Here is a 19,381-nt window from a genome sequence, read left to right on the forward strand (position 1 = left end):
CGGGTGTATGAAATTTACAAGAGGCTACTGGCTGAACAAGCCCGGCGTTGAAAATTTTGACTGCGTACAGATTCGGGAAATCCGGGTGGAAAATGGGAAGGTCTACCTTTACAGCGTGCCCTATCCCCAGGACGAGCGGGGCATGGGGGGGCCTGTGCTGGAGATGGACATAAGCTCCCCTAGGCGGGACATTATCAGGACGGAGGCCTGGCACTTTAAGGGGAGCGCAAAGAAGGCGCCGGAATTTGAGCTCGAGACGGAAGACTGCCCCCTGGAGACGGAGAAATTTGAGGGGGGGATTACCCTTAGGAGCGGCGATACCAGCCTGAGGATAACCTGCCGTCCCGCAAGCTTTACATATTATTATAAGGGCAAAAAGCTGACAAATGTTGGCGATAAGTTTGGGCACAGCATGATAAGCTATATGCAGACCCCTGAGGGGCCGTTCATGCGGGCCCAGCTGGATTTGGACATTGGGGAGAAGGTGTACGGCCTGGGGGAGCGGTTCACACCTTTTGTCAGGAATGGACAGGTTGTCGACCTGTGGCAAGAGGACGGCGGCACCTGCTCGGAGATTTCCTACAAGAATATCCCCTTCTATCTAACCAATAGGGGGTACGGTGTTTTTGTCAATTCCAGCGGGCCGGTGAGCTATGAGATATGCTCTGAGGTGGTGACCCGGGCGCAGTTCTCGGTGCCGGGGGAGAAGCTGGACTTTATGGTAATTGGCGGCGGGGAGCCAAAAGAGGTACTGCATAATTATACGGCACTCACCGGGCGTCCGGCGCTGCCCCCTGCCTGGACCTTTGGACTGTGGCTCTCCACCTCATTTACCACAAACTATGACGAGGATACTGTCAATGAGTTTGTAAACGGCATGGCTGAGAGGGATATCCCTCTGGAGGTCTTCCACTTTGACTGCTACTGGATGGCTGAAAATGAGTGGTGCAATTTCACCTTTGACCCCAAAATGTTTAAGGACGCCCCGGGAATGCTGAAGCGCCTGAAGGAGCGCGGACTGCGCATATGCGTGTGGATAAACTCCTATATCGGGCAAAAATCTCCCCTTTTCCGGGAGGCAATGGAGCTGGGCTACCTGCTGAAGCGCCCGAACGGGGATGTCTGGCAGTGGGATTTGTGGCAGGCTGGCATGGGCCTAGTGGACTTCACCAACCCTGGAGCCTGGAAGTGGTACCAGGATAAGCTGCGCGGGCTGCTGGATATGGGGGTGGACTGCTTTAAGACAGATTTCGGCGAGAGGATACCCACGGACTGCGTTTATTATGACGGCAGCGACCCTGAGCTTATGCATAATTATTACACGTATCTGTATAATAAATGCGTTTTTGAGCTGCTGGAGGAGTATAAGGGCAGGGACGAGGCCTGCCTGTTTGCCCGCAGCGCCACCGCCGGCGGTCAGAAATTCCCGGTGCACTGGGGGGGCGACTGCTCCTCAAACTACCTGTCTATGAGCGAATCCCTGAGGGCGGGGCTCTCACTGACCTGCTCGGGGTTTGGCTTCTGGAGCCACGATATCAGCGGGTTTGAGGGCACCGCGCCCGCGGATGTGTATAAGCGCTGGGCGGCCTTCGGGCTGCTCTCCACCCACTCGCGGCTGCACGGCTCCAACTCCTACCGTGTGCCCTGGCTGTTTGACGAGGAGTCGGTGGACGTGGTGCGGAAGTTTACCAAGCTGAAGTGCTCCCTCATGCCTTATCTGTACTCAAAGGCGGTGGAGGCCCATAGGACCGGCGTGCCGATGATGAGGGCAATGGTGCTGGAGTTCCCGCAAGATATTGCGTGTGGTGACTTGGACAGGCAGTATATGCTGGGTGAGAGCCTGCTGGTAGCGCCGGTGTTTACCAAGGAAGGTGATGTGGATTATTACCTGCCGGAGGGCCGGTGGACAAACCTGCTTAGCGGGGAGGTTGTGACCGGCGGGCGCTGGGTGCATGAGGTGCACGACTTCATGAGCCTGCCGCTGATGGTGCGGGAGAACACAATCCTGCCGGTGGGGGCGCTGGATTCCACTGTGGAATATGACTATTCCAAGGGCCTGACGCTGCATGTTTTTGAGCTTAATGACGAGGCGCAGTGTGAGGTAGTGGACATGAACGGTGAGAAATTCCTGACAGTTACTGCTAAGAATGTGGCAGGGAAAGTCAGCTTCCACTTTGAGGGACAGGCTGAGGGACTGAAGATTGTCCTGCACGGTGCCGATGGTGAGAGAGTAGTTGAGGTAAGTACGGATTTACAGGATTTGACAGTTTGATAAATAAGAGTCCTGCGGGGATGCACCTCGCAGGACTTTTATTTTTTTAGCACGGATATGGTCTCGACACAATAGTAACGGTAAATTTCTACTGTGTTTTCTGTCAAAACCTCACCGGGTACGGCGGGAGCTACGGCAGGCGGACAGCTCACTGAGAGGCCCGCCAGGGTGCGTCCTACGGAGTCGGTGATTGACAGCTTTTCACTGGGGGAGAAGAGCGCTTGACGAAGGGTCAGGAGTTGCTGGGGAGGCTGGAGGGCTGGGAGCCGGTGAGGCAGCGGCGGGCGCAGGGGGAGATTGATGATGGCCGATTCCAGCTGGTGGAGGGCCTCCGGCGGGGTCTCGGGGGTGGGCATGAGCACCAGGTAGTCGGGGTCGGCGTACTCGGGGTGGATACCCTCTGACTGTAGGAGGTCGGCAAGCTCCGGGCCGGTATAGCCGCTGGAATGGGTAGAGATTGTCAGCTTTATGGGCTCGTCTCCGGCGAACTGCCAGTTTTTTTGTGAGAGATTTGACTTTAAAGCTGTCAAATACTGAATGGTGTCAGCCAGTTTTTGTGGGTAATTCTTGTCAAGATATAAGTTACATAAATCTAATGACTGGAGTATCAGATATGAGGGGCTGGTAGAGCCGAACATTGACATGGCATGACAGGCATTGCTGGCATAGATTGACGGTGAATTGTGTGAAATATGTAGGTACGCACCCCCCGTGAGGACAGGGAGGGTCTTGTGCGCGCTGTCACAGCAGAGGTCCGCGCCAAGGTCCAGGGGGTGGAGGGAGGGGCTGAGGAAGCGCAGATAGGCTCCGTGGGCGTTGTCAACAAGGAGGGGTACATGGTGGCGGTGTGACACCTCGGCCAGGGATTTGATGTCGGCTGTGTTGCCCAGGTAGTCGGGGCTGGTGAGGTAGACGGCGGCTGCGCTGGGGTGCCGGGTGAGCATATCATCAAGATATGATGGGGGTATATCACACCGGCACAAGCTGTAGCGGTCATTCTGTGGGTAGAGCCAGCAGACATCCAAATCCAGGAGCGCGGCGGCGGTGAGGAAGGCCTTGTGTGCGTTGCGCCCGGCCAGAATCAGCGGGCGGGCGGCGGGGCCTTCGGCGCGGGCCAGGAGGGTCAGATAGAGCATGGCGCGTATGCACTGGGAGGAGCCTCCGGTGGAGTAGAGGGTGGCGGCTGAGCCAAAGAGCCTGGCAGCATTTGACTGGCTTTCCCGGATAATGCCCTGGGGGCCGTACAGGTTGTCGGCGCCGCCTATCTCGGTGATGTCCCAGGGCTCGCAGCCCAGGAAACTTATCCCCTTATGCCCCGGCATGTGGAGGCGGGAGGGGCTTGAGCCGGCATAAAACCTGACAAAATCATGGATTGGCGTGGTCATGAGTTCTGAGGCTCGGCTTCCGCGGCCTTGAGCATAATGGCACACTCCATGCGCTTGCGGAACAGCTCGCAGCCGGCCTCGTAAATGCCGCTGATACTTCCGGTGGCGTGGTAGGCGTTGGCGGCGCAGCCCCCTGAGCAGTAGAGCTTGGCCCAGCAGTCGGCGCAGTCCGGGCGGGAGTAGACGTTGCAGGCCCGGAACTCCTCTTGGATGGCAGGGTTTGTCACACCGTCAAAGACATTCCCCAGCTTATATTTTTCATCACCTACAAACTGGTGGCAGGGGTACAAATCCCCCCAGGGGGTGACAGCCATGTACTCAGTGCCGGAGCCGCAGCCGGAAATCCGCTTATATATACATGGGCCGCCCTCCAAATCAATCATATAGTGGTAGAAGGTGAAGGGCTTGCCGGATTTCCTGCGCTGGAGCATTAGCTCTGCAAGCTTCTCGTACTGCTCCATGACAATTTTCCTGTCAGAGTCTGTCAGTGCCGAGGGGTCGTCCGGGGCGCAGACCACCGGCTCCATGCTGAGCTCGGTGAAGCCCAGGTCCAGCATGGCCTTGATGTCCTCCAGGAAATCGGGGTTATGGTGGGTGAAGGTGCCGCGCATATAGTACTGCTTACCATTTCTGCTTTTGACAAGCTTCTGGAACTTGGGGACAATGGCGTCGAAGCTCCCCCGGCCCTGGTAGTCTACCCGGAAACGGTCATTTACTTCCTTCCTGCCGTCCAGACTGAGGACAACATTTGACATCTCTTTATTACAAAAATCAATCACATCATCGTCGATAAGCATGCCGTTGGTGGTGAGGGTGAAGCGGAAATTCTTGCCGGCATTTCCCTCAACGGAGCGTGCATATTTGACAAGCTCCTTCACCACCTGCCAGTTCATCAGGGGCTCGCCGCCGAAGAAATCCACCTCCAGGTTCCTGCGGCTACCGGAGTTTTCAATGAGAAAGTCCAGGGCGCGCCTGCCCACCTCATAGCTCATAAGGGCCCGCTCCCCGTGGAAATTCCCTTGGCTTGCGAAGCAGTAGGAGCAGTTGAGGTTGCATGTGTGGGCCACGTGGAGGCAGAGGGCCTTAATAACGCTGCCGCTGCGGGCCTTGAAGTCCCCGGCCATAGGCTCAAAGCTGTCGAGGGTGAAGAGCTTCCCGGCCTGCTCCAGAGCTGAAATCTGGTCTAAGCATGACAGTATTTCAGGCTCCGTGAGCTCCTCTCTATGGCTGTATTTGTCAAGGATTATTGAGACTATCTCCTCCCGGGGGAGCTCTTTATACATTGCAATCATGTCATAAGCTGCCTCGTCCACCACGTGGACAGAGCCTGAGCAGGTGTCCAGAACTATGTTATAGCCGCCGAGCTTGTATTGGTGTACCATGGGTCAGTCCTCCCTAAAATATGTCAGCATAAAAAAGTGCCGCCGGGTTAGGGCGGCACCGAAACCTGAGGGGCGGTTACTCCTCGGTTTTGTTTTCACACTCCTGGTTTGCAATCCCGCAGCTGGTCTTGCAGGCGGACTGGCAGGAGGTCTGGCACTCGCCGCAGCCACCGTTCTTGGCGCTCTCGCAGAGGTCGCGGGTGTTCAGGGTCTTGATTAAATCCATGGGGTTTCCCTCCGTTCACATGAGTTTTTTATATTTTAGCACAAGGGCGGGGGGTTGTCAAGAGTCCCGCTTCTGTTCATTGAGCGGCTGCGGCTCATATTCCACAGCGCCGCTTTCTACCCAGAGCAGAAAATCGGCAAGCTGTCTGTCCTCCAGGCCAAGCTTTCTTAGGCCTTGAATCAATCGGCTCATTTCTTGCATGTTCATAGTTTACGCTCCTTTTTATCCGGCGGTCTGTGTGTTTGCTTTCATCCACATTATACATTTTAGTTGAGCAAAAGTCAAGCTGTTGTGGGCCTTACGCCCCCATCTCCTTCTGCAGCTCCTGGAGGGTCTTCACCAGCTCCAGCGTTACGGACTTCAGCTCAAGGCCGGTCTGGGCGGCGAAGAAGCGCAGGTAGAAGTTGCCGGAGAAGCCCATCACGTTGAATTCGGCGGTCTCCCAGTCCCGCTGGGCCCCGGTGAGGGTGGCGGTGCCAAGGAGGTTCCGGTCCTGGAAGACGGAGAGGGGCAGCTGGGACACGTCGTTGCTATCGGTGGAGCGCAGGGTCAGGGTCAGCTTATACAGCCCCTGCTCCTTTATAGACACGCCGAATCTTGTGTTATCACCCTTCTCAAGGCCGATAAGTGAGATGTCGAAGTCAATGCGGTTGTCGCCGCCCGCCTCAACGTAGAACATCTCGGCGCTGTCCCCGTCGTCCAGGGAGGGGGCTTCCGAGAGGGCCCGGTCAAGCTCGGTCTCTATGCCCCGGAGCCGCTGGAGGGCCGGGGACTGGAGGAGGAAGTTGCAGATATTCCCGGCGGAGCGCAGGTACTCCCAGCGGTCCACGGTGCCCTTTTCGAGGCCCTCGGCGGAGTTGTCGTGCATGGCGTTTGACGCGGAGTCCGGCACCACCATGAACAGGTCGTTCTGTGCCCGGACCATTGCGGCGGTGTTGGTACGCTCGCCCTCCTGGCCCTCGTCGTTGGACTTGGCCCACCAGTCGGTCATGACCATGCCGGTATAGCCCCACTGGCCGTGAAGTATGGTGGTGAGCAGGTCGTAGTTGCTGGCGGACCAGAGGCCGTTTACCGGGTTATAGCTCGTCATGATGGAGCGGGCGGCCCCGGCCTTTACGGCTATCTCGAAGGGGCGCAGGTAGATTTCCCGCAGGGCCCGCTCGGATATTACAGCCTCCACGTCGTGCCGGTGGAACTCCTGGCTGTTGCAGGCGAAATGCTTGATGGTGCCGGTTACGCCGTACTTGTGCATTGCGTTGAGCTGGGAGGCAGCCATCCGGCCTGTGAGCATGGGGTCCTCTGAGAAATATTCGAAATTCCTGCCGTTAAGGGGGTGGCGGTGGATATTTATGCCGGGGCCCAGAAGGGTGTCTACCTTATTCTTACGAAGCTCCAGCCCTTCGTACTCGTAGAGCTCGCTTACAAGCTCAGGGTCGAAGGTGCAGGCCTGGCAGGTGCCGTTGGGCATGGCGAAGGCGTGGGTGCCGCAGTCCATGCGTATACCGCTGGGGCCGTCGGCGCAGCAGCCGGTGGGTATGCCGAAGTCCAGCAGGCGCTTTGTGACCCCGCCGAAGGCTCCAGCCGTGCCGGGGGTGACCTTGGGGGAGCACATGCCCTCGCCACGGACTATGCAGCAGAGGTCATCGTCGGTGAGCTGGCTGAGGAACTGGTCCATAGTCACCTTGCCGTCGGATACGTCCGAGAGCTTATAGCCCTTATCTCCGGTGCAGCTCTCTGACTTTATGAGCTTCTCATTGCGCCTGTCCATGGGGTTCACGGTCCTCAGGGGTGCGGGCTCGTAGGCTTTACTATAGATACCGTCTTGGGGCGTGCCGGGGCGCAGGCGGTCGAAGGGGGTAACAGGGGCGCAGGCCTCCTCAAGCTGCTCTACTACAGTTTCATCTAAGGTGACTGAGCCAACCTTCTCCGCCGAGCGCACGTCGGTGCCTATATAGAAGGTATACTCGCCGCCCTCAAGCACCCAGGCGGACTTGTGCCCGGTAACGCCGGAGTCGTCGTAGCTGGCAAGGGCGCTGGGCGTGAAGAAGAGGCTGAAGCCCTGCTGCTCGCCGGGGGCCAGCTCACGGGTCTTGGCAAAGTGGCAGAGGGAGCGGGCGGGCTGGCCCAGCTTACCCTGGGGGGCCTCGCAGTAGACCTGCACCACCTCCCGTCCCGGGCGGGAGCCGGTGTTCCCCACCGTGACGCTGAGCCAGATATTGCCGTCATCGCCCAGGGATACGGATTGGTTTGAGAGCTCGAAAGTGGTGTACGTCAGGCCGAAGCCGAAGGGGTACAGCACCTTGTCCGGGGCGAAGGTCTCAAAATACCTGTAGCCCACGTACACGTCCTCGGGGTAGAGGTTGCGGCTCTCGCTGCCGAAGTTTCCGGCGGCAGGGTAGTCGCTGATGTCCCGGGCGATGGTGTCCGATAGCCTGCCGCCGGGACTCTGTATGCCGGTGAGCACGTCTGCTACGGCAAGGCCGCCCTCCTGACCCCCCTGCCATACATACATGACGGCCCCGGGCTTATACTCCTCCACCCACTTCATGTCCAGGATGCCGCCGGAGTTTATCACCACGGCTACCCGGCGGAAGCTTTCGCATACGGCCTTCAGCATGTCAAGCTCGGCCTTGGCGGGAAGGTAGCTGCCCTCCACAGCGGAGCTGTCCTTGTCCTCACCGGCGGTGCGGCCCAGGATTACAACAGCGGCCTCGTTGGCCCGGGCGGCGGCTGAGACGGTCTCGGGGGAGAGGGGCATTTCCTCCTGGTACCAGGGCTCGTTGGCCCAGCCCTGCCCGGGGTCGAAGGGGTGGTCCTCTATCCAGGACTCATAGACGGACTTGAGCTCCCCGTCCACAGTTACTCTGCCGGAAGCTTCAAGGGCCTCGGTGATGTTCGGCACATGCCCGGTGTTCACAAGGCCGCCGGAGCCTGTGCCGGACTTATAGTAGTTGAACTGGCTGCGCCCGAAGACAGCTACTTTCGCCCCCTCGGGAAGGGGCAGGGCCTGGCCCTCGTTGCGAAGGAGCACGCAGCCCTCGGCTACAGTGCGGCGGGCAAGGGCAGAATACGCGCCGGGCTCAAAGGTTTTCATAAAATTACCGCCTTTCTGATTTGAATACTTTAGACTATTATACCAGAGATTTACAGTTTAGGCAAGGGTACGGACAAAAATACACAAAATCTGACCCATTGAATGGGAATATCTGTGGATGAAATAAAATTCATAGTTTGCCCTTGACAATGTATATTTATGCGGTTATAATGTATGACGAAAACTAAATTCAAGAAGGAAGTGCGGTAAATATGAAGCTGAAGAAGATTTTAGCCCTCCTGCTGGCCCTATGCCTTATTGTGACGGCGGCAGCGGCCTGCGGGGACGGGAAGAAGGGCGAAAAGCTGAAGGTGGCAACAAGCCCGGACTTTGCGCCCATGGCCTTTGTGGACACGAGCAAGCAGGGCCAGGAGCAGTATGTGGGCTTTGACATGATGCTGGCAAGGTATATTGCCGACGAGATGGGGATGGAGCTTGAGATAATGCCGATGAGCTTTGACGCCTGCACCACGGCTGTGAGCATGGGCACCGTTGACATGGCTATATCCGGCTTCTCCTGGAGGCAGGACCGTGAGGACGGATTTAACCTCTCGGACTTCTACTATCCCGGGGACAACGAGAGCGACCAGGTGGTAATCGTGCGCAAGGAGGACGAGGGCAAGTACACCAAGGCCGAGGACTTTAACGGCGTGAAGGTGGGGGCCCAGACCAGCTCCCTCCAGGAGTCCCTCTGCCAGGAGCAGCTTCCCGGCTGCGAGATAGTGGTGGTGGGCGACCTGGGCACGGCCCTCCTGCAGCTTAAGAAGGGCGACTTTGACGCCATGGCTGTGGCAAAGGGCCAGGCCGACGTGTTCATGTCCAACGACAGCGATGTGGCGCTCTCGGGCTTCCAGTTCGAGGTGGACGAGAAGTACACAGCCAATGTTATCGTTTTGAAGAAGGGCAACGACGACCTGACTAAAAAGGTCAATGATATACTGAAAAAGGCCTACGACGCCGGGGTCTACGGCGAATGGTACGACGAGGCCAAGGAGCAGGCCATGAGCGCCACCGCCCAGGAGGTCACCATTGAGGATGAGCCCTCCTCCGGTGAGGAAGGGACAGAGGGCGGCGAGTCCTCCCAGCTTGAGTCAGAGTAATAAACAGGAAGACCGCGTACCCGCCCGGCAAAACGGGCGGGTACTGTTATAGCAAGCTATAATTATACTATATAAATAAATTATAAATAAAAAATAAAACACAGAAATTTTGGAGGGAGCAGGGGAATGGATTTATCGCAGATAGGGCCGAATATAGTGAAGCTCTTGCAGCAGTATTGGCAGGTGTTCCTGCTGGAGGGCGTTACGAACACCCTGAAGCTGACAGCCATAGCGGTGCTGTTCGGCGTGATTCTGGGGACGCTGGTGGCCATGGGGAAGATGTGCAGGTTTAAAGTCGTGCGGTTCATAATCGGGGTGTATATAGAGGTGATAAGGGGCACGCCCATATTATTGCAGCTGTACATATTCTACTTTGTGCTCTCAAACGTGTTCTCCTTTTTGCCGCTTACGCCATTTATGTGGGTGGCCCTGGCCCTGTGCATAAACTCCTCGGCTTATGTGTCCGAGGTGATAAGGGCGGGCATACAGGCGGTGGACAAGGGGCAGACCGAGGCGGCAAGGAGCCTTGGGCTCTCCGGGCGGCAGACCATGACGAGGATAGTGCTGCCCCAGGCAGTGAGGAATATCCTGCCGGCCCTGGGCAACGAGTTTATTATGATGCTCAAGGAGACGTCCCTTGCCTCCACCTTCTTCCTGGGGGATTTGATGACCTCGTACCTTTTGGTGGGCGGGGCCACGTACCTGCGGTTTGAGGCGCTGATTATTGTGGGCGTTATCTATCTCTGCCTGACCTTCCCGCTGAGCAAGGTCGTGGCGGCTTTTGAGAGGAGGATGGCACGTGGAACAGCGGACTGAGCTTATTAAAACGGTGGACCTGCATAAGAGCTTTGGGAAGCTCCAGGTTCTGAAGGGTGTGTCGGAGACCATACATTCCGGCGAGGTGGTGTCGGTGATAGGGCCCTCGGGGGGCGGGAAGAGCACCTTTTTAAGGTGCCTGAACCTGCTGGAGACTCCGGAGCAGGGGCAGATATTTTTTGAGGGCGTGGAGATAACCGGGAAAAAGGTGGACATCGACCTGCATAGGCAGAAGATGGGCATGGTGTTCCAGCACTTCAACGTGTTCCCGCACCTGTCGGTGAAGCGGAACATCACCCTGGCCCCAACCCTTGTAAAGGGCATGAGCGAGGGGGACGCGGATAAAAAGGCCATGGAGCTGCTGGAGCGGGTTGGCCTTGCGGACAAGGCAGAGGTCATGCCCGGGAAGCTCTCCGGCGGGCAGAAGCAGAGGCTTGCAATCGTGCGGGCCCTTGCCATGGAGCCGGACGTAATGCTCTTTGACGAGCCCACCAGCGCCCTGGACCCTGAGATGGTGGGGGAGGTGCTGGAGGTCATAAAGGGGCTGGTAGAGGCCGGCATGACAAGCGTGATAGTCACCCACGAGATGGGCTTTGCAAGGGAGGTATCCGACAGGGTGCTCTTTATGGCGGACGGGGTAATAATGGAGTCTGGGGCGCCGGAGGAGCTGTTCAGCAGCCCCCAAAACCCCAGGCTCAAGGATTTTCTCGGAAAGGTACTATAGCTAAAAGCTGTTTAATGTAATGGAGGTATAGGCATGACTAAAGCTGAAATATACAAGCTGCTGGAGGAAAAACAGGAGCTGTTCACAGAGGTATCGGACAGGATTTGGGGGGACCCGGAGCTGTCTTTGTCGGAGCACAGGGCGGCTGAGCTGTATGAGAGGACCCTCTCTGAGCTGGGCTTTGAAGTGGAGCACGGTGTGGCGGGGATAGAGACAGCCTTCTCGGGGAAGTTCGGCAGCGGGAGGCCGGTGATAGGCATACTGGGGGAGTATGACGCTCTTGCGGGGCTGAGCCAGAAGGCCGGGGAGCTCTCCCCCTGTGAGGAGGTTGAAGGGGGGCACGGACACGGCTGCGGGCACCATATGCTGGGGGCCGGGAGCCTGGCGGCGGCCTGGGCCGTAAAGGAGTACCTGGCGGCCTCAGGGGAGAGCGGCACGGTGATATACTACGGCTGCCCCGGCGAGGAGGGAGGCGCCGGCAAGGCGTTCATGGCCCGGGAGGGGCTGTTCTACTCCCTGGACGCGGCGCTGACCTGGCACCCGGGCACGGCTAACGAAATCTTTACCGGGACGAACAACACCTCTATGCAGGTGGAGTACACCTTCAGCGGCATAGCCGCCCACGCCGCAGGGAACCCCCACCAGGGGAGAAGCGCCCTGGACGCGGTGGAGCTGATGAACATAGGGGTGCAGTTTTTGAGAGAGCATATCCCAAATACCGACTGCCTGCACTACGCCATCACCAATACCGGGGGTATTTCCCCAAATGTTGTGCAGAGCAAGGCTACAGTTCTATATATGGTGCGCTCAAACACGGTGCCCCGGAACAAGGAGCTGCTGGCAAGGGTGGACAATATTGCCAAGGGCGCGGCACTGATGACCGACACCACCTTTAAGAGAAGGTTCATTGACGGCACGGCTGACCTGCTGCCCAACGAGACCCTTGAGCGGGCCCTCTACGCCAATATGGAGGAGATACCCCTGCCAGAGTACACAAAGGAGGAGCGGGACTTTGCCGCGGCTTTAGACGCCACCTGCCCGAATGACGGCGAGCTGCCGGGAATCGGGGCGAAGTACGACCCTGAAATCCGCAGGAGGGTGTCGGAGCTGTCGGACAACGGAAAGGCCCCGCTGAACGACTTCCTGTGCCCCTTCTTCCACAGCACCAACCAGGAGCCGGGCTCCACCGACGTGGGGGACGTGAGCTGGCAGACCCCAACAGCCCAGATAAGCACCGCCACCTGGACCGCCCATTCCCCAGGGCATAGCTGGCAGAATGTGAGCGGCGGGAAGACCGGCATAGCCCATAAGGGGCTGATGTACGCGGCGAAGGTGCTGGCGGGGACAGCCATAGACCTGCTGACAGACCCGAAGCTGCTGGAGGCTGCCCAGGCTGAGTTTAAAGTGGCTGCTGCAAAGGGCTACGACTGCCCGATAGAGCCGGACGCAGTGCCGGTGCCCGTGGAAGAAATGCTATAGCAGAATGCTATGGGAGAGCGCGCGAAGCGAAACGCGGTCCAGGTGCGCCCGGCACCTGGCGGGGTTTGGGGCAGCGCCCCAAGCCCTTAACTCAGAGCGAAGCTCTGAAAAAAGGTAACCACATGAAAATCGACAGACTAATAGGAATACTATCCATAATGCTGCAGCGGGAAAAGGTCACAGCGCCTTTTCTCGCTGCGACTTTCGAGGTCTCCCGCCGCACCATTAACCGGGACATCGAAGCCCTCTGCCGCGCCGGAATCCCAATCTCCACCAGCCAGGGCGCGGGGGGCGGGCTGGCTATCATGAGCGGCTACAGGGTTGACAAGGCCCTGCTCACCTCCGGAGACATGCAGGCGATTCTAGCCGGGCTCCGGAGCCTTGACAGCGTCAGCGGCACCAACAGGTACTCCCAGCTAATGGAGAAGCTGGCGGGCCCGAAGCTCATGGCCCAGGAGGGCTCCCTGCTCATAGACCTGGCCTCCTGGTACAAGGGGCCCTTGTCTGAAAAGCTGGGCCTTTTGCAGGAGGCCATCAGCGGCTGCAGGCTGGCGGGCTTCAGGTACTACGGCCCGGGCGGGGAGTCCCGGCGGACTGTTGAGCCCTACTATATCGTGTTCAGATGGGGCAGCTGGTACGTGTGGGGCTTCTGCCTGAAACGAAATGACTACAGGCTCTTTAAGCTGAACCGCATGGCGGGCCTCACACTGCTGGAGGGCTTTGAGCCCCGGGAGATACCCTACCCGGATTTGAGCGACGAGCGGGTATTCCCCGGGAATTACCGGGTGGAGGCCATTGTGCCGCCAAAATACAAGTGGCGGCTGGTGGAGGAGTACGGCGAGGGGTGCTTTACTGTGGAGCCGGACGGGCGGTGCAGGTTTCAGATAGACTTCACGAACCTTGACAGCGCCGTTGACTGGCTGCTGGAGTTCAGGGGCGATGCCGAGCTTATAGACCCACCTGAAGTCCGGGAGGAGCTTTTGAAGATGGGGAGAAAAATTATTGAGCGGTACGGGGAAACATGACATACTGTTGTCATGTTTATGGGGGTATAATGGGATAAAATTATCCCTATGGAGGTAAACTGATGGACGTCAATAAAGCTAAAAGGTTCATCACCGATACCGCCCGGCCCCTGGAGCTGGCGGAGTACAGGTGTATATTCGAGGGCGGGCCGAGGCGGGCGGTGGCTGAGGAGCTTAAAAGGTTCCAGAACCCGGACGGCGGTTTCGGAAATGCCCTGGAGCCGGACAACTGGAACCCCGGCTCCACCCCCATCACCACCAACGACGCCATAATCCGCCTGCACCACTGCGGCGCCCTGGGAGAGGCCGGGGACATGGCGGAGGGCATTGCCCGGTGGCTGAGAAGCGGCGAGGGCTTCCTGCCGGAGAAACGGCGCTGGGCAGGGTCTGTCGCCTCAAACCTTCTATATCCCCACGCTGTCTGGTGGGAGCCCGGGGACCATGAGGGCGAGGGCTGGAACCCCACGGTCTCCCTGGCGGCGTTCATGGCCTGCGTGGACGGCGAAGAAAAGTGGAAGGAGCTGGTGGGGGAGGCCTTCCGGTGGCTTGAGTCGGCGGAGAAGATAGGCAGCGACGAGGCGAAGTGCTTTATCCTGGCCCACGGGCTTTTGGAGCTGTACGGTGTTACGGATGTGATAGACCTTGAAAAGGGCCGGGATGCGGTGAGAAGGGCCGTGGGCCTGTCCCTCTGCCGGGATGTGGAGAAGTACGGCGTAGACTATGCGGCGGGGCCATCGGCCTTCTTCTGCTGCGAAGGGTATCTTCCGGCGGGGATAGACGGGCTCATTAAGGCCGATTTAGGGGCCGTGGACAGGCTCCAGATGGAGGACGGCGGGTATGACATAACCTGGCAGTGGAACACCCCCTATGAGGAGGAGTTCAGACAGGCCCGGGAGTGGTGGAGGCCAAAGGTCACTATGGAGAAGCTGGGGTTCTACCTGGCATTTAAGGGAGGGGAATTATAATGAAGCTTGTGCCCACAATAAATTTCGGCGGGAACTGCCGGGAGGCCATATATACCTATGAAAGGGCCTTCGGCGGCAGGATAAACTGCCTGATAACATACGGCGAGGCGGACGACCCGGCGTATAACCCCCTGCTTAAAGAAGGCCAGGGGGAGTATATATACCACTCCGAGCTGCTGCTGGGCGGGGAGAGGATTATCATGGCGGACCATATCGACATAGAGTTTGAGACCTGCTACTCCAATTTCCTGACTGTGATGATGGACACAAAGGAGGAGGTACAGCGGGCGTATGAGGCGATGAAGGAGGGGAGTAAGACCATATACCCCATGGAGGCCACGCCATACAGCTCCTGCCGGGTAGTCTTCGTGGACAGGTTCGGCATACGCTGGGGGATTATGACCGAGCAGACAGAGAGATAAATCCAAAGGGCGCTGTCCGGCTTGACCGGGTGGCGCTCTTTTGCTATAATTAAAGAAAAACGTAAAGGAGCACCCAATGAAACCCTTCGATTCACGTCAGTGCAAGCTTCTTGCCGCCCGGGAGCTGTCCCCCGGCATATTCGACTTCACAGTGTCCTGCCCGGAGCTTGCCGCCTTAGCCGCCCCCGGGCAGTTCGCCCAGATTCTCGTCCCCGGGCACACCCTGCGGCGGCCCATCTCCATATGCTCCATAGGCAGGGAGACCCTGCGCTTTGTGTTCCAGGTGCGGGGGGAGGGCACCGAAAAGCTCTCCCGGTATAGGCCCGGGGACGATATCGACATCCTTGCCCCTCTGGGAAAGGGATTCCCCATAGACCCAAATAAGCGCACGCTTTTAGTGGGCGGCGGCATAGGCGTGCCCCCATTATTGGGAGTGGCTGAGGCCCTGGGGGGGAACGCTGTAGCTGTCCTGGGCTTCAGAAACCGGGACCTTGTGATTCTGGAGGAGGACTTTAAAAATACCGGGGCGAAGGTGCTCATAGCCACGGACGACGGCTCCTATGGGCATAAGGGCCTTGTGACAGACCTTGCCACCGGGGAGGACTTCCAGGTGCTCATGGCCTGCGGGCCCGGGCCCATGCTCAGAGGGGCGGGGGCCCTTGCAGGAGAGCGGGGCGTGCCGGGGTACCTCTCCCTTGAGCAGCGGATGGCCTGCGGTGTGGGAGCCTGCCTTGGGTGCGCGGTGGCCCTTACAGACGGCGAGGGCCGGGAGTATTTCGGACATGTGTGCAAGGACGGCCCGGTGTTCCCTATGGACAGGCTGAAGGAGGTATAGGTATTATGGAAAAAAATAATAAGCTTTCTGTGAACATAGCCGGCGTGGAGTTCAATAACCCCATAATCGCCGCCTCGGGCACCTTTGGCTTCGGAAGGGAGTACGGCGAGCTGTACCCCCTAAGCGAGCTGGGGGGGATAAGCTGCAAGGGCACTACCCTGAAGGAGCGCCCGGGCAACCCGCCCCCAAGGGTCACAGAGACCCCCGGGGGTATGCTCAACGCCGTGGGCCTGCAGAACCCGGGGGTGGAGCACTTTATAAACGAGGACTTACCATGGCTCTCAAAGCAGGGCACGAGGATAATTGCAAATATTGCCGGGAGCACCGTGGAGGACTACTGCCGGACGGCTGAGCTTCTCAACGGCACGGCTGTAGATATGGTGGAGCTGAACATATCCTGCCCCAACGTGAAGGAGGGCGGGGTGCAGTTCGGGGTCACGGCAGAGGGGGTGGAGGGTATTACCCGGGCGGTGCGGGAGCGCTGCAAAAAGCCCCTGATGGTGAAGCTCTCCCCCAATGTTACCGACATCACCGAGATGGCTATAGCCGCCGAGAGCGGCGGGGCCGACGCTTTGTCCCTTATAAATACCCTCACAGGTATGCGCATTGACATCAACTCACGCCGCCCTATAATCAGGAACAATACCGGGGGGCTCTCGGGCCCGGCAGTGCTGCCGGTGGCAATACGCATGGTCTGGCAGGTATGTAATAAGGTGAAGCTGCCTGTTGTGGGCCTTGGGGGGATATCCACCTGGCAGGACGCGGTTGAAATGCTCCTGGCCGGGGCGGTTGCCATACAGGTGGGCACGGCTATCTTCACCGACCCATACGCGCCCATAAAAATCCGGGACGGGCTTCTTGAGTTCATGGATAAAAAGGGCGTGAAGTCTGTATCAGAGCTTACAGGGGGGGTGAGGCCGTGGTGACAAGGATTTATCTTATCAGGCATTGTCAGTCCATGGGGAATATCGAGCACAAGTTCCAGGGGCAGTATGACGCGGACATAAGCCCCGCCGGTGAGAAGCAGCTGGAATTATTGGGCCTGCGATTTCGGAACGAGCCCATTGACGTGATATACACAAGCCCCCTAAAACGTGCCCGGTTGACCGCGCAGGCCATCGCCAAGTACCATAATGATATAGAGGTGATAGACGAGCCGGGCTTTATTGAGATGAACGTGGGTGAGCTTGAGAACCGCTCCCTGAAAGAGCTGGCGCTGAACTACCCGGAGACCGCCGAAAAATGGGACCGGTACCCGGACCTTTGTGAGTTCCCCGGGGGAGAGACTATGGCGGAGGTATACGAGCGGGTGAACAGGGCCCTTGACAGGGTGATAGCTGAGAATCCGGGGAGGACTGTGGTAATAACTACCCATGGCGGGGTGCTCAGGAATCTCTACGCCCGGATACAGTTCGGGGAACCGGCGGGCATAAGAAAGAGCGAGGTCTTCGGCAATACCGGGGTGAGCACGGTAATAGCCGAAGGGGACAGGCTGTGCTTTGAGAGTACAAACGACCTTTCGCACCTGCCAGAGGACATGCGCAGGCCGCCCACAAAATTCTCCTTTGAGGCCTTTAGGGGGAGTGAGCCGGTATGATAATCATGGGCGTCGACCTGGGCCATGCCCGGACAGGGCTCTCGGTCTGTGACAAAAATGAGCTGCTGGCAAGCCCCCTTAAGGTGATATGCCAACGGGACCCGGAGAAGCTCTGCCGTGAGATAGCGCAGGCGGCGGGAGAGGCAGAAGCCGGGCTCATAGCCCTGGGGCTCCCCCGGAACATGGACGGCTCCGAGGGGGAGAGCGCCCGCTTTGCCCGGGAAATGGGGGCGAAGATAGGGGAGCTCACCTCCCTGCCGGTGCGTTTTGTGGACGAGCGGGGCACTACCCTTACCGCCCACGGGTATTTAAACGAGACCAATACCCGGGGCAAAAAGAGGAAGGCCGTGGTGGACGCGGTGGCGGCGGTGGTGATACTTGAGGACTTTTTGCAGTACAGGAGGAACCACAGGGAAGAAAGCTGATTTCCGGGCCATACTATATTAAATTATAATTATATTATAATTTAAAAACTATAATAAACAGCAGACGGAAAGGTGTGGTAATATGTGCGGCAACAAACGTAAGATAGTCCTGGTGGGCACAGGGATGGTGGGCATGAGCTTTGCCTATTCAGCCCTCAACCGGGGGCTCTGCGACACGCTGGTGCTGGTGGACGTGGACAAGAAGCGGGCCATGGGCGAGGCCATGGATTTAAACCATGGGCTGGCCTTTGCCGGGAGCAGCATGAAGATTTACGCCGGGGAATACTCGGACTGCTCGGACGCGGACATGGTGGTGATATCGGCGGGGGTGGGGCAGAAGCCCGGGGAGTCCAGGCTGGAGCTGCTAAAGCGCAATACCGAGGTGTTTCAGTCTATTATAGAGCCGGTGGTGCGCTCGGGCTTCGGCGGGGTCTTCCTGGTGGCCACAAACCCGGTGGACATTATGACCCGGGTGACCTTCGAGCTCTCGGGCTTTAACCCAAAGAGGGTCTTCGGCACCGGGACCACCCTTGACACCGCAAGGCTCAGGTACCTTTTGGGGGAATATTTCGCCGTTGACCCCAGGAACATGCACGCCTATGTTATCGGCGAGCACGGGGACAGCGAGTTCGTCCCCTGGAGCCAGGCCATGATAGCCACAAAGCCTGTGATAGACGTGTGCGGACAGTCGGGGGGCAGGTACCAGCTTTCAGAGGTGCAGAGGCTGAGCCTTGAGGTGAGGGACGCGGCCCAGCGCATAATCGAGGCGAAGAAGGCCACCTATTACGGCATAGGCATGGCGATGGTGCGCATAGCCCGGGCGGTGCTCTCAGACGAGAACTCGGTGCTGACCGTGTCCGCAAGGCTCTGGGGGGAGTACGGCCAGAGGGGGGTCTATGCAGGGGTGCCCTGTATTGTGAACCGAAACGGCGTGGACCGGGTGCTTGAGCTGGGGCTCACCGAAGAGGAGCAGGAGAAGTTTAACGAGTCCTGCGGCATACTGGAGGAGAACTACCAGGGGCTGGAGCTATAGAGCCTGTTTTAAAACAGGCTCTGGTGAGCGGGGCGGTAAACCCTTGTGGTGCTGCCCCGCCCCATATACATCCGGCTGGGAATTTTGCAAAGACGTTTCCAAAGGCCGCGATTTTATGTTGACAAACGGCGTAAAATAGTGTATAATTCCTAAGGTGTAAAGAGAATCCCTTTACAGAGATACAGAGGGGCCGCCTGAGGGGGCGGGAGGAGAAAGGAAGGATAGCCCGGATGCCCAAGGACCTGAGGATATCGGTGCTGCTGGACTTTTACGGAGAGATGCTCACCGATACCCAGCGTGAGACCCTTGACGAGTACTATAACCAGGACATGTCCCTGGCGGAGATAGGCGAGGAGCGGGGTATAAGCAGGCAGGGCGTGAGGGACTCCATAAAGAGGTCCAAGGAGCAGCTTGTTGAGATGGAGGAGAAGCTGGGGCTTGCAAAGAGGTTCCAGGAGGTACAGGGGGCGCTTGCCGAGATATGCGACTGCGCCCTTGAGATACAGGAGCTGAACGCCGGGGATATAGAGGGGATTGACAGGAGCGCCCAGGAGATAATCGGCCTGGCGCAGAAAATCTCGGACGAGGAGTAGTCGTAGCA

The 19,381-nt window shown here is 58.4% G+C and carries 19 protein-coding genes; 14 read left to right on the forward strand and 5 right to left on the reverse strand.

Annotation, left to right across the window (positions count from 1 at the left end; all coding sequences use genetic code 11):
- The first annotated feature begins 7 nt into the window (after nucleotides 1-7).
- The gene (yicI, locus tag D5270_RS07405; protein ID WP_166543496.1) at nucleotides 8-2,272 is read left to right on the forward strand and encodes an alpha-xylosidase; all 2,265 of its coding nucleotides are present in this window, start codon (nucleotides 8-10) and stop codon (nucleotides 2,270-2,272) included.
- A 38-nt stretch (nucleotides 2,273-2,310) separates the two neighbouring features.
- Here the strand turns inward: yicI and D5270_RS07410 are convergent, their stop codons facing one another.
- The 5 genes from D5270_RS07410 to D5270_RS07430 form a co-directional block, all read right to left on the reverse strand.
- A complete protein-coding gene (locus tag D5270_RS07410) occupies nucleotides 2,311-3,657 on the reverse strand; it encodes a PLP-dependent transferase (RefSeq protein WP_166543497.1) in 1,347 nt (448 codons plus the stop codon).
- Nucleotides 3,654-5,039: a thioether cross-link-forming SCIFF peptide maturase gene (gene scfB / locus D5270_RS07415; RefSeq protein ID WP_166543498.1), complete on the reverse strand. Its 1,386-nt coding sequence runs from the start codon at nucleotides 5,037-5,039 to the stop codon at nucleotides 3,654-3,656. Before scfB ends, D5270_RS07410 begins: the two co-directional genes overlap by 4 nt.
- A 76-nt stretch (nucleotides 5,040-5,115) precedes the next feature.
- Nucleotides 5,116-5,265, reverse strand: a complete 150-nt coding sequence (gene scfA, locus D5270_RS07420; RefSeq protein WP_166543499.1) for a six-cysteine ranthipeptide SCIFF — start codon at nucleotides 5,263-5,265, stop codon at nucleotides 5,116-5,118.
- A 57-nt stretch (nucleotides 5,266-5,322) separates the two neighbouring features.
- Nucleotides 5,323-5,472 (reverse strand): hypothetical protein, encoded by a 150-nt coding sequence (locus D5270_RS07425; RefSeq protein ID WP_166543500.1) that lies wholly within the window; start codon nucleotides 5,470-5,472, stop codon nucleotides 5,323-5,325.
- A 91-nt stretch (nucleotides 5,473-5,563) separates the two neighbouring features.
- Nucleotides 5,564-8,359, reverse strand: coding sequence for a glycoside hydrolase family 3 protein (locus tag D5270_RS07430; RefSeq protein WP_166543501.1), 2,796 nt, complete (start codon nucleotides 8,357-8,359; stop codon nucleotides 5,564-5,566).
- 212 nt (nucleotides 8,360-8,571) lie between these two features.
- Between D5270_RS07430 and D5270_RS07435 the strand changes: the two genes are divergently transcribed.
- The 13 genes from D5270_RS07435 to ylxM all read left to right on the forward strand — a co-directional run bounded on the left by D5270_RS07435 (nucleotide 8,572) and on the right by ylxM (nucleotide 19,373).
- Complete coding sequence (locus D5270_RS07435; RefSeq protein ID WP_166543502.1) at nucleotides 8,572-9,459, forward strand: transporter substrate-binding domain-containing protein; 888 nt, start codon at nucleotides 8,572-8,574, stop codon at nucleotides 9,457-9,459.
- Between the two features lie 126 nt (nucleotides 9,460-9,585).
- Nucleotides 9,586-10,275: an amino acid ABC transporter permease gene (locus tag D5270_RS07440; protein WP_207709324.1), complete on the forward strand. Its 690-nt coding sequence runs from the start codon at nucleotides 9,586-9,588 to the stop codon at nucleotides 10,273-10,275.
- Entirely contained in the window at nucleotides 10,259-10,999 is a 741-nt protein-coding gene (locus D5270_RS07445; RefSeq protein WP_166543503.1) for an amino acid ABC transporter ATP-binding protein, read from the forward strand. Before D5270_RS07440 ends, D5270_RS07445 begins: the two co-directional genes overlap by 17 nt.
- A gap of 33 nt (nucleotides 11,000-11,032) precedes the next feature.
- Nucleotides 11,033-12,478, forward strand: a complete 1,446-nt coding sequence (locus D5270_RS07450) for an amidohydrolase (protein WP_166543504.1) — start codon at nucleotides 11,033-11,035, stop codon at nucleotides 12,476-12,478.
- Between the two features lie 122 nt (nucleotides 12,479-12,600).
- Entirely contained in the window at nucleotides 12,601-13,503 is a 903-nt protein-coding gene (locus D5270_RS07455; RefSeq protein ID WP_166543505.1) for a helix-turn-helix transcriptional regulator, read from the forward strand.
- A 62-nt stretch (nucleotides 13,504-13,565) separates the two neighbouring features.
- Nucleotides 13,566-14,468: a hypothetical protein gene (locus tag D5270_RS07460; protein ID WP_166543506.1), complete on the forward strand. Its 903-nt coding sequence runs from the start codon at nucleotides 13,566-13,568 to the stop codon at nucleotides 14,466-14,468.
- Nucleotides 14,468-14,890, forward strand: coding sequence for a VOC family protein (locus D5270_RS07465; RefSeq protein ID WP_166543507.1), 423 nt, complete (start codon nucleotides 14,468-14,470; stop codon nucleotides 14,888-14,890). Before D5270_RS07460 ends, D5270_RS07465 begins: the two co-directional genes overlap by 1 nt.
- A gap of 76 nt (nucleotides 14,891-14,966) precedes the next feature.
- Nucleotides 14,967-15,725, forward strand: a complete 759-nt coding sequence (locus D5270_RS07470) for a dihydroorotate dehydrogenase electron transfer subunit (protein ID WP_166543508.1) — start codon at nucleotides 14,967-14,969, stop codon at nucleotides 15,723-15,725.
- A 5-nt stretch (nucleotides 15,726-15,730) separates the two neighbouring features.
- Entirely contained in the window at nucleotides 15,731-16,651 is a 921-nt protein-coding gene (locus D5270_RS07475; protein ID WP_166543509.1) for a dihydroorotate dehydrogenase, read from the forward strand.
- On the forward strand, nucleotides 16,645-17,322 hold the full coding sequence (locus D5270_RS07480; RefSeq protein ID WP_166543510.1) for a histidine phosphatase family protein: 678 nt from the start codon (nucleotides 16,645-16,647) through the stop codon (nucleotides 17,320-17,322). The genes D5270_RS07475 and D5270_RS07480 overlap by 7 nt, the downstream gene beginning before the upstream one ends.
- Nucleotides 17,319-17,747, forward strand: a complete 429-nt coding sequence (ruvX, locus tag D5270_RS07485; RefSeq protein ID WP_166543511.1) for a Holliday junction resolvase RuvX — start codon at nucleotides 17,319-17,321, stop codon at nucleotides 17,745-17,747. Before D5270_RS07480 ends, ruvX begins: the two co-directional genes overlap by 4 nt.
- Before the next feature lie 82 nt (nucleotides 17,748-17,829).
- A complete protein-coding gene (locus D5270_RS07490; protein ID WP_166543512.1) occupies nucleotides 17,830-18,780 on the forward strand; it encodes an L-lactate dehydrogenase in 951 nt (316 codons plus the stop codon).
- A 230-nt stretch (nucleotides 18,781-19,010) separates the two neighbouring features.
- Nucleotides 19,011-19,373 carry a YlxM family DNA-binding protein gene (gene ylxM / locus D5270_RS07495; RefSeq protein ID WP_166543513.1) on the forward strand — a complete coding sequence of 121 codons (363 nt, stop codon included), beginning with the start codon at nucleotides 19,011-19,013 and terminating at the stop codon, nucleotides 19,371-19,373.
- The last annotated feature ends 8 nt before the right edge of the window (nucleotides 19,374-19,381 follow it).

The organism is Acutalibacter sp. 1XD8-36, assembly GCF_009917525.1.
Lineage (GTDB): Bacteria > Bacillota > Clostridia > Oscillospirales > Acutalibacteraceae > Acutalibacter.

Coding starts and splice junctions, on each gene's coding strand:
- D5270_RS07425 (WP_166543500.1), bottom strand. CDS start 5,472: ATGAACATGCAAGAAATGAGCCGATTGATTCAAGGCCTAAGAAAGCTT.
- D5270_RS07465 (WP_166543507.1), top strand. CDS start 14,468: ATGAAGCTTGTGCCCACAATAAATTTCGGCGGGAACTGCCGGGAGGCC.
- D5270_RS07475 (WP_166543509.1), top strand. CDS start 15,731: ATGGAAAAAAATAATAAGCTTTCTGTGAACATAGCCGGCGTGGAGTTC.
- D5270_RS07440 (WP_207709324.1), top strand. CDS start 9,586: ATGGATTTATCGCAGATAGGGCCGAATATAGTGAAGCTCTTGCAGCAG.
- D5270_RS07460 (WP_166543506.1), top strand. CDS start 13,566: ATGGACGTCAATAAAGCTAAAAGGTTCATCACCGATACCGCCCGGCCC.
- ruvX (WP_166543511.1), top strand. CDS start 17,319: ATGATAATCATGGGCGTCGACCTGGGCCATGCCCGGACAGGGCTCTCG.
- D5270_RS07450 (WP_166543504.1), top strand. CDS start 11,033: ATGACTAAAGCTGAAATATACAAGCTGCTGGAGGAAAAACAGGAGCTG.
- D5270_RS07410 (WP_166543497.1), bottom strand. CDS start 3,657: ATGACCACGCCAATCCATGATTTTGTCAGGTTTTATGCCGGCTCAAGC.
- D5270_RS07430 (WP_166543501.1), bottom strand. CDS start 8,359: ATGAAAACCTTTGAGCCCGGCGCGTATTCTGCCCTTGCCCGCCGCACT.
- ylxM (WP_166543513.1), top strand. CDS start 19,011: ATGCCCAAGGACCTGAGGATATCGGTGCTGCTGGACTTTTACGGAGAG.
- D5270_RS07435 (WP_166543502.1), top strand. CDS start 8,572: ATGAAGCTGAAGAAGATTTTAGCCCTCCTGCTGGCCCTATGCCTTATT.
- D5270_RS07490 (WP_166543512.1), top strand. CDS start 17,830: ATGTGCGGCAACAAACGTAAGATAGTCCTGGTGGGCACAGGGATGGTG.
- D5270_RS07455 (WP_166543505.1), top strand. CDS start 12,601: ATGAAAATCGACAGACTAATAGGAATACTATCCATAATGCTGCAGCGG.
- yicI (WP_166543496.1), top strand. CDS start 8: ATGAAATTTACAAGAGGCTACTGGCTGAACAAGCCCGGCGTTGAAAAT.
- D5270_RS07470 (WP_166543508.1), top strand. CDS start 14,967: ATGAAACCCTTCGATTCACGTCAGTGCAAGCTTCTTGCCGCCCGGGAG.
- scfA (WP_166543499.1), bottom strand. CDS start 5,265: ATGGATTTAATCAAGACCCTGAACACCCGCGACCTCTGCGAGAGCGCC.
- scfB (WP_166543498.1), bottom strand. CDS start 5,039: ATGGTACACCAATACAAGCTCGGCGGCTATAACATAGTTCTGGACACC.